Origin of the sequence: Youngiibacter fragilis 232.1 (assembly GCF_000495435.3) — a bacterium.
Classification (GTDB): domain Bacteria; phylum Bacillota; class Clostridia; order Clostridiales; family Clostridiaceae; genus Youngiibacter; species Youngiibacter fragilis.
Genome location: NZ_AXUN02000002.1, coordinates 20,976 through 27,896, shown reverse-complemented (window position 1 = coordinate 27,896; position 6,921 = coordinate 20,976). Strand labels below are relative to the sequence as shown.

The window sequence follows — 6,921 nt, the reverse complement described above, 5'->3', positions numbered from 1 at the left end:
AAATTAAAATACACTACCGAATTTTCAACACTTACCGGAATCTCAAGAATAAGCGAGAGACCGCAGCCTATCGCTGCAGTCCCTCGCTTTGCTTTATATCAATTATCAGGATTAAGCTATTCTATTCCTTTTTCTTAAGGAGAAACGCACCGCCAGACATCGATATCATTCCGAATGCGTAAAACAAAATACTTGGCACGCCTCCAGTCTGCGGAAGTGTTTCTAAATCATTGTCATTATTGGGTTCAGCTTCCACTTCTTCTTCCGCTTCATCCTCATCTGCGACTTCTTCTTTAGAATCTACCTCCTCTTCTTCCTCGTCTTCATCTTCCGGATCCTCTTCTTCCTCGTCTTCGTCTACCGGATCCTCTTCTTCCTCGTCTTCATCTTCCGGATTCTCTTCTTCCTCGTCTTCGTCTACCGGATCCTCTTCTTCATCGTCTTCATCTTCCGGATCTTCTTCTTCCTCGTCTTCATCTTCCGGATCTTCTTCTTCCTCATCTTCGTCTACCGGATTCTCTTCTTCCTCGTCCTCATCTTCCGGATCCTCTTCTTCCTCGTCTTCATCTACCGGATCCTCTTCTTCCTCGTCTTCATCTTCCGGTTCCTCTTCTTCCTCGTCTTCGTCTACCGGATCCTCTTCTTCCTCGTCTTCATCTTCCGGTTCCACTTCTTTCTCGTCTTCGTCTACCGGATCTTCTTCTTCCTCGTCTTCATCTACCGGATCCTCTTCATCTTCATCGGCTTCATTTAACACAAGTGATAAAAAATGAAATGTAGGTGTAAAATCATCAACTATAAGTTCACCACCAACTGATACTGCAATCAACTGGATTTCTGCCTCAGCTAAATCTTCATCATTACCAACAACATAATATAGTGTTATTCCATCTACTGGATTTCCATTAAGCGTTACGCTGACTGTATATGTACCATAAGGTACATTCTTAAGTTTATCTTCCGCAGCGGATGCAGTAAATTTTGCCCCATCAGAATGTGTTAATGTTATCTCCAATGATTCATATCCGGATTTCAGATTATCATACAAGTAATCGAAATGGATATTCTGCTTTCCATTTCCCGCAAGAGTGATTTTTGAATTCCAAAGCAATGTGAATACCATAGCAAAGGCGATAAGCAGTGCTGTTAATTTCCTAGATTTTTTCTTCATGTTCTCTCCTCCTGTAATTGTGTTTGTTGTAGCAAAGCGCGATTCGACATATTTGAAATTATAGTTATATTCTAATCAATGTGATTATTTAATGAAACTTAACTCTGTTCAATATGCTAATGTGCCCTTTCGTCATTTTATACTAATTATAGCTAAAATATTTTATACATACAATATATTGTTCTAAAATTAATCTTATTTGTCATTATAAATCAACGGTATTCCCGGTTATTCGACACAATATGTACCAGCTTGAATTTCGACATTAATATTCGTATTTTTTAATATCTATGAATTCAGCGTATCCTCATCCTCTCGCGACGCTTTCTTTGTCGAAACCCCTAAAGCTGGCATCAATTTTGAAAACCCTTGATAATCAAGGATATGCAAGCATATTTAGAGCTATGTTCTATATTTGCTTCCACTCACAACCCGCACAATTTTTTTCCAATAAATTAAGAACCCACGTATAACACGAAGGTTCTTTGAATATTTATAGTTAATATGATTATATTTCAATAGGATAAACGCATATTTAGAATCAGAGCATTTTCCCAGTTCATAATAAATTTACATCTACTTTGCTAGAATCCTCTCCACCTCAGCTGCCCTTATTCCGGAAACGTCAGCTGAGTCCAGAAGAAAAACTGAATGCCTTGTGGCGATATCTGTTGTGCCTATGCCAGCCTCCTTCCTTTCTATAAGAAGGATAAGCACATCACCCTGAATTTTTGCTTTCTTTCCCTCGACTGTGTTTGATCCAGAACTCTCTACAGATACTGCAACTCCAATCGCTCCGGTCCTGAAGTACTCCTCATCAATCTTCTTAATAGCTTCAAGATCATCCGAATCAAGGAAAACAGGACTTTCCAGAATCGCGTAATCTGACAGGTACTTTTCGAAGCCCTTGTAATCAACAATAAGCCTCGCTTCACCTTTCATGGGATCCATATCAGAGGTCCTGAAATCCATTATCCTCGATACCTGAATCTCTCCATCTGGTACAGGCATCACCGGCTTTGCTCCACAACCAGCCAGGATAAGCATACATGCGATTAACACTATTCCCTTCATCTGATGGCCCTCCTGCATATGTGATGTAATCAGAATTCATTTCCCGGTTCCGGTTCGGATTCTTCCGAAAGCACCGGTCCGAGAATATCCGAAAAGTCCTTGCGATGTTTCTCAAGCATCTTTTTCGCATACGGACAGGTAGCATTCAGCTTATAACTCATCCCCCTTGCATACTCGACAGCAGCTAAAATCAAATGTTTTCCAGCTCCGGTTCCTCTCAGGTCAAGGCTGACCTTGGTATGGTCAATGGTCATGGTGCCATCTTCACCAACTGCATAGGACACCCTGCCTACTCTTTCGCCTTCCTCTGTCAAAAGGATGAACCTGTTCAATTCCTTTTCATGGCTAACCTTAAACTCCACCATTTACGCTCCCTCCGCTTCTGAAAGCATGTCCAGAAGACCTTCAATATTACTGATATCTTTGTTTATTTCCTCTGAATTCATGACCGGCTGACCATCATGGTCCACTTCGCCATTGTTCTCGATCTCTATCATAACTTCCCTAAGCTCCTTCAGGTTGTTCAGCGATAGCCTGAGGTACCTGGAAATTACCCTTATGTCATTTTGGTCCAACTTCAAATCATCACATTCTCTACAATAAAGTATATCAGTTATCCAAACCCACTCATGTAGATTGATTGTAAACAATTTATTACTTTGAACAAAGTACCTATACTTTTTTCTTCGACACTCTTAACTTTTGTTTAAATAATTACACTCCTTGCCATTTTAGAAATACCAAGTCCTCAATCAGCTGATATAATAAGGATTATCATATTCAAAGGAGAATCATCAATGGCAGGACTAAAGACAAGGGACCTGGTTTATTCATCACTTGGAGTTACACTTCTCATAATCTCATCCTATATATATGTTCCCCTTCCTTTCACTCCAGTACCCGGTACACTGCAGACACTTGTTGTGATTCTTATTGCCCTGTCATTCAAACCGAAGATTTCAAGAATGTCCATAGCAGTCTTCCTGTTCCTCGGCAGCATAGGCTTTCCGGTATTTTCCGGAGGAAGGGGCGGTGCAGGAGCCATACTGGGTCCCACAGGCGGATTTATAATGGGATTTGCAGTAGCTGTACTTCTCATAAGCTCATTCAGAAACAGGATCGACACTTTCGCAAAAGCTGTGGTCTATTCAGTGCTTCTTGGTAATCTGCCGATCTATCTTCTTGGTGCCTCATACCTGGCAATAAGCCGCGACCTTACATTCGTGCAGGCCTTTACTGCAGGTGTGATTCCTTTCATATTACCAGACCTTTTCAAGACCGTTGCAGCAGCTGTAATCTGGACAAGGCTTACAAAGACAGGTTTGCTTGAGAATAAACAGCAATAGTTTTCCTTTTCACTCACGTTCGCCATTCAAAATCAAATCTTTATGGACAACTTCAAAGTTTTTTAAACTTTTCAGGTTATCCTGTATTAAGACTATTTTTGAATTGGAGGCCATATGAGCTACATTGTACTTACAGATTCAGGGTGCGACCTTGGAACATATTTTCTGGACAAGCCGGAACACGATCCCATAGGCCTTGTAATACGGACAAGCAGCATCGAACTTATCGAGGATTCCTGGAGGACTATCGGGTTCAAGGAATTCTATGACAGCATGAGAAACGGCGAAATGCCCACGACTTCGCAGATTACTCCTGCCATGTATCACGGTTACTTCAAGGGCCCTCTGGATAAAGGCCTGGATATCCTCTATCTATCATTTTCATCCATGCTCAGCGGAACATTCGGTTCGGCAAATGTTGCCGCCGAAACCCTCAGGGAGTCATATCCTGACAGGCGCATCGAGATCATTGATACGAAATGCGCATCATCCGGGCAGGGACTTCTGGTGCAGCTGACACTCAGAAAACAGTCCGAAGGGGCTACCCTTCAGGAAAACCTGGAGTATGTCGAGAAGATGAAATACCACATCAACCACGTTGCCACAGTCGATGACCTCAACCACCTGAGGAGAGGCGGCAGGATATCAGCATTGTCCGCAACATTCGGCTCCATGCTGGCAATAAAGCCCATAATCCATATGGACAGCGAAGGCAGCCTCAAGGTGATCGACAAGGTAAAGGGCAGGAAAAAATCACTGAATACCCTTTACAGCTATTTTGAAAAGAACCTCGATCCAGAAATCGGAATTGAAGCCTTCATCTCCCACGGGGATTGCGAAGATGACGCAATGTACATCAAGGAACTGATAGAGAAGAACCATTCAGATGCCAGGGTTACCCTGTTCCCTTTGGGAATGGCAATCGGATCCCATCTCGGCCCCAACGGCGCATGCCTGTTCTTCACCGGAAAAGACCGAAACACAAAAAACCAGCAATAATCTTGATTTCTTATTATAAAAGAGCGGCACTTTTCGCAAGTGCCGCTCTTTCATATTATCCTTATTCCTCTGTACCCTGCGCCTCGAATATACCGATAAGGTTGACTATTACCTCAACAGCCTTTTCCATCGCTGGTATTGATATGAACTCGAACTTTCCATGGTAGTTTTCACCACCGGTGAATATGTTCGGGCACGGCAGTCCCATGAATGAAAGCTGCGCGCCGTCAGTGCCGCCTCTTATGGGTTTCACAATAGGCTTCACCTCAGCCATCTCCATGGCCTTGAGCGCGTTGTCTATTAGGAACATGCTGGGCTCGATCATTTCCTTCATGTTCCTGTACTGATCCTTCACCTCAACGGTCACGGTCCCCTGTCCGTACTTCCCGTTGAGCTGTTCTGCCAAAGCCGTGATTTTCTCTTTTTTAGCCTCAAACGTATCCGCGAAGAAATCCCTTATGATGTAGTTCAGCACCGTTTTCTCGACAGACCCTCTGAAATCATTGAGATGGAAGAAGCCCTCATATTTTTCAGTCATTTCAGGCGTCTCTGCCTTATCGAAGAACGATGCGTATTCCATGGCGATAGCTATGGAATTGATCATCTTCCCCTTAGCAGTGCCGGGATGGACGTTTCTTCCATTAAAAGTGACTTTTGCAGCCGCTGCATTGAAATTCTCAAATTCAAGCTCACCTTCAGGTCCTCCGTCTATGGTGTATGCAACGTCAGCACCAAACCTTTCAACATCGAACTTATGCGGCCCCCGGCCGATTTCTTCATCTGGGGTGAACGCCACCATTATGTCTCCATGCAGAAAATCGCCTTTTGAAATGATGATTTCAAGTGCTGCCATGATTTCAGCGATGCCGGCCTTGTTGTCTGCACCAAGTAGTGTAGTCCCGTCAGTGACAATAAGGTCATGGCCCACATATTTCTGAAGGTCAGGGAAATCAGCTGCCTTCAGTACTATACCAAGCCCCTCGTTAAGTACTATGTCTCCACCTTCATAGGTCAATTCCCTTGGTGATACATCCCTTCCGCTCATGTCAGGCGATGTGTCCAGGTGTGCCAGAAAGCCAAGCTTCTTGACCCTCTTGCTTGTATTTCCTTTCAGGTATCCGAAAAGATATCCGTTTTCATCCAGTCTTGTCTCAAGCCCCAGAGACTTCAGCTCTTTTTCAAGTTCCTCAGCAAGGACCATCTGCCCCTTGGTTGAAGGGGTGCTTGTGCTTTCCTCATCAGAGGTTGTCTCATATTTTACGTATTTCAAGAGATTTTCCTTAACTCCCATCGTACCCTCCTATCTCCTTTCGCTTCCGTCAAGCAAAGGCTTATACATCCTTCGCCTGTCAAGCGACCATATGTTGTCTGTGAATGAGCCGCCCTCGATATCCTTTGTGGCATTCGTTATGTCAAAGACCCTCGCATCGATCATATCGATATGGTGCAAAAGCTCAGCCTCAAGGATCATGGGCTTTACAGGACTGCCATAGTCAGCCTCGTAATGATGGCTGAGGACCATGTGCTCCAGTATCATGCTGATTTCCTTAGGAGTTCCAAGCTCCATCGCAACCCTTTCAATATTTTTTACACCCTGGGTTATATGTCCCAGAAGGGTCCCTTCAATGGTGTACTCGCTCACAATTCCAAGCTCGGTGGAGTCCATTTCATTGAGCTTCTCCATGTCATGGAGGATTATACCGGCATACAGAAGGTCTGTGTTGATTTCCTCATATATTTCAGATAGCTTCATGCCCAGCCTGAGCATTGTAAGCACATGATAAAGGAGTCCGCTTCTTATGGAATGGTGGTTCCTTTTCGCCGCAGGATAATACATCAGCTTTTCCTTGTTCTCCTCCATTATCCTGAGCACGAGGTTCCTTATGTGGGTGTTTGCCATTCCCTTTGCAAAGCCCTCGATCTCTCCAAACATGAAATCAGGGTCAAGGGGTGCAGCGACAACAAAGTCCCTCGGGTCAACATTGTCCTTGGTATCCACGGTCCTGATCTTGTCCACCTTGAATTGCAGGGCATTCTGGTAGCTGGTTACTGTACCTCTTGCCTTGATCAGCATTCCGGCCTTGAAGAAGTCCTCCTGTTCATATGGAACATCCCATAGCTTTCCGGATATTTCACCTGTAACATCCCCGAAGATGAAGTCCAGGTATTTTCTGTCGTTTGAATTGGTGGTCTTGAGGTCCACCCTCTTGATTATGAAATAACAGTCAAGTCTGTCACCGGCCTCAAAGTCCCGTATTTTTCTTATCGATTGTTCCATCTGCTACTCCTTGCCATTAACATGGTATATAATTAATTATACTAGATTATACT

Annotated in this window: 8 protein-coding genes; 2 read left to right on the top strand and 6 right to left on the bottom strand. The window is 43.8% G+C overall.

The features are described 5' to 3' along the window. Nucleotides 1-121: 121 nt before the first annotated feature. The 4 genes from T472_RS00265 to T472_RS00250 form a co-directional block, all read right to left on the bottom strand. The gene (locus T472_RS00265; RefSeq protein ID WP_023863197.1) at nucleotides 122-1,171 is read right to left on the bottom strand and encodes an LPXTG cell wall anchor domain-containing protein; all 1,050 of its coding nucleotides are present in this window, start codon (nucleotides 1,169-1,171) and stop codon (nucleotides 122-124) included. A gap of 576 nt (nucleotides 1,172-1,747) precedes the next feature. Then, entirely contained in the window at nucleotides 1,748-2,245 is a 498-nt protein-coding gene (locus tag T472_RS00260; protein WP_023383404.1) for a hypothetical protein, read from the bottom strand. Between the two features lie 29 nt (nucleotides 2,246-2,274). Continuing rightward, nucleotides 2,275-2,610, bottom strand: coding sequence for a GNAT family N-acetyltransferase (locus tag T472_RS00255; protein WP_023383405.1), 336 nt, complete (start codon nucleotides 2,608-2,610; stop codon nucleotides 2,275-2,277). Continuing rightward, nucleotides 2,611-2,826, bottom strand: a complete 216-nt coding sequence (locus T472_RS00250) for a hypothetical protein (protein WP_023383406.1) — start codon at nucleotides 2,824-2,826, stop codon at nucleotides 2,611-2,613. Nucleotides 2,827-3,042: 216 nt separating this feature from the next. On the opposite strand from T472_RS00250, the gene T472_RS00245 reads away from it, so the two are divergent. Both T472_RS00245 and T472_RS00240 read left to right on the top strand, forming a co-directional pair. Further along, nucleotides 3,043-3,591, top strand: a complete 549-nt coding sequence (locus tag T472_RS00245; protein ID WP_023383407.1) for a biotin transporter BioY — start codon at nucleotides 3,043-3,045, stop codon at nucleotides 3,589-3,591. 114 nt (nucleotides 3,592-3,705) lie between these two features. Further along, complete coding sequence (locus T472_RS00240; RefSeq protein ID WP_023383408.1) at nucleotides 3,706-4,590, top strand: DegV family protein; 885 nt, start codon at nucleotides 3,706-3,708, stop codon at nucleotides 4,588-4,590. A 61-nt stretch (nucleotides 4,591-4,651) separates the two neighbouring features. Here T472_RS00240 and pepT read toward each other — a convergent pair whose 3' ends face one another. Together pepT and T472_RS00230 are read right to left on the bottom strand one after the other, a co-directional pair. Then, entirely contained in the window at nucleotides 4,652-5,881 is a 1,230-nt protein-coding gene (pepT, locus tag T472_RS00235; protein ID WP_023383409.1) for a peptidase T, read from the bottom strand. 9 nt (nucleotides 5,882-5,890) lie between these two features. Further along, nucleotides 5,891-6,868, bottom strand: a complete 978-nt coding sequence (locus T472_RS00230; protein WP_023383410.1) for a 3'-5' exoribonuclease YhaM family protein — start codon at nucleotides 6,866-6,868, stop codon at nucleotides 5,891-5,893. Between the last annotated feature and the right edge of the window lie 53 nt (nucleotides 6,869-6,921).

Bases quoted from the DNA above. Each gene is read 5' to 3' on its own strand.
- T472_RS00255 (WP_023383405.1), bottom strand. From the start codon at position 2,610: ATGGTGGAGTTTAAGGTTAGCCATGAAAAGGAATTGAACAGGTTCATC.
- T472_RS00245 (WP_023383407.1), top strand. From the start codon at position 3,043: ATGGCAGGACTAAAGACAAGGGACCTGGTTTATTCATCACTTGGAGTT.
- T472_RS00230 (WP_023383410.1), bottom strand. From the start codon at position 6,868: ATGGAACAATCGATAAGAAAAATACGGGACTTTGAGGCCGGTGACAGA.
- pepT (WP_023383409.1), bottom strand. From the start codon at position 5,881: ATGGGAGTTAAGGAAAATCTCTTGAAATACGTAAAATATGAGACAACC.
- T472_RS00240 (WP_023383408.1), top strand. From the start codon at position 3,706: ATGAGCTACATTGTACTTACAGATTCAGGGTGCGACCTTGGAACATAT.
- T472_RS00265 (WP_023863197.1), bottom strand. From the start codon at position 1,171: ATGAAGAAAAAATCTAGGAAATTAACAGCACTGCTTATCGCCTTTGCT.
- T472_RS00260 (WP_023383404.1), bottom strand. From the start codon at position 2,245: ATGAAGGGAATAGTGTTAATCGCATGTATGCTTATCCTGGCTGGTTGT.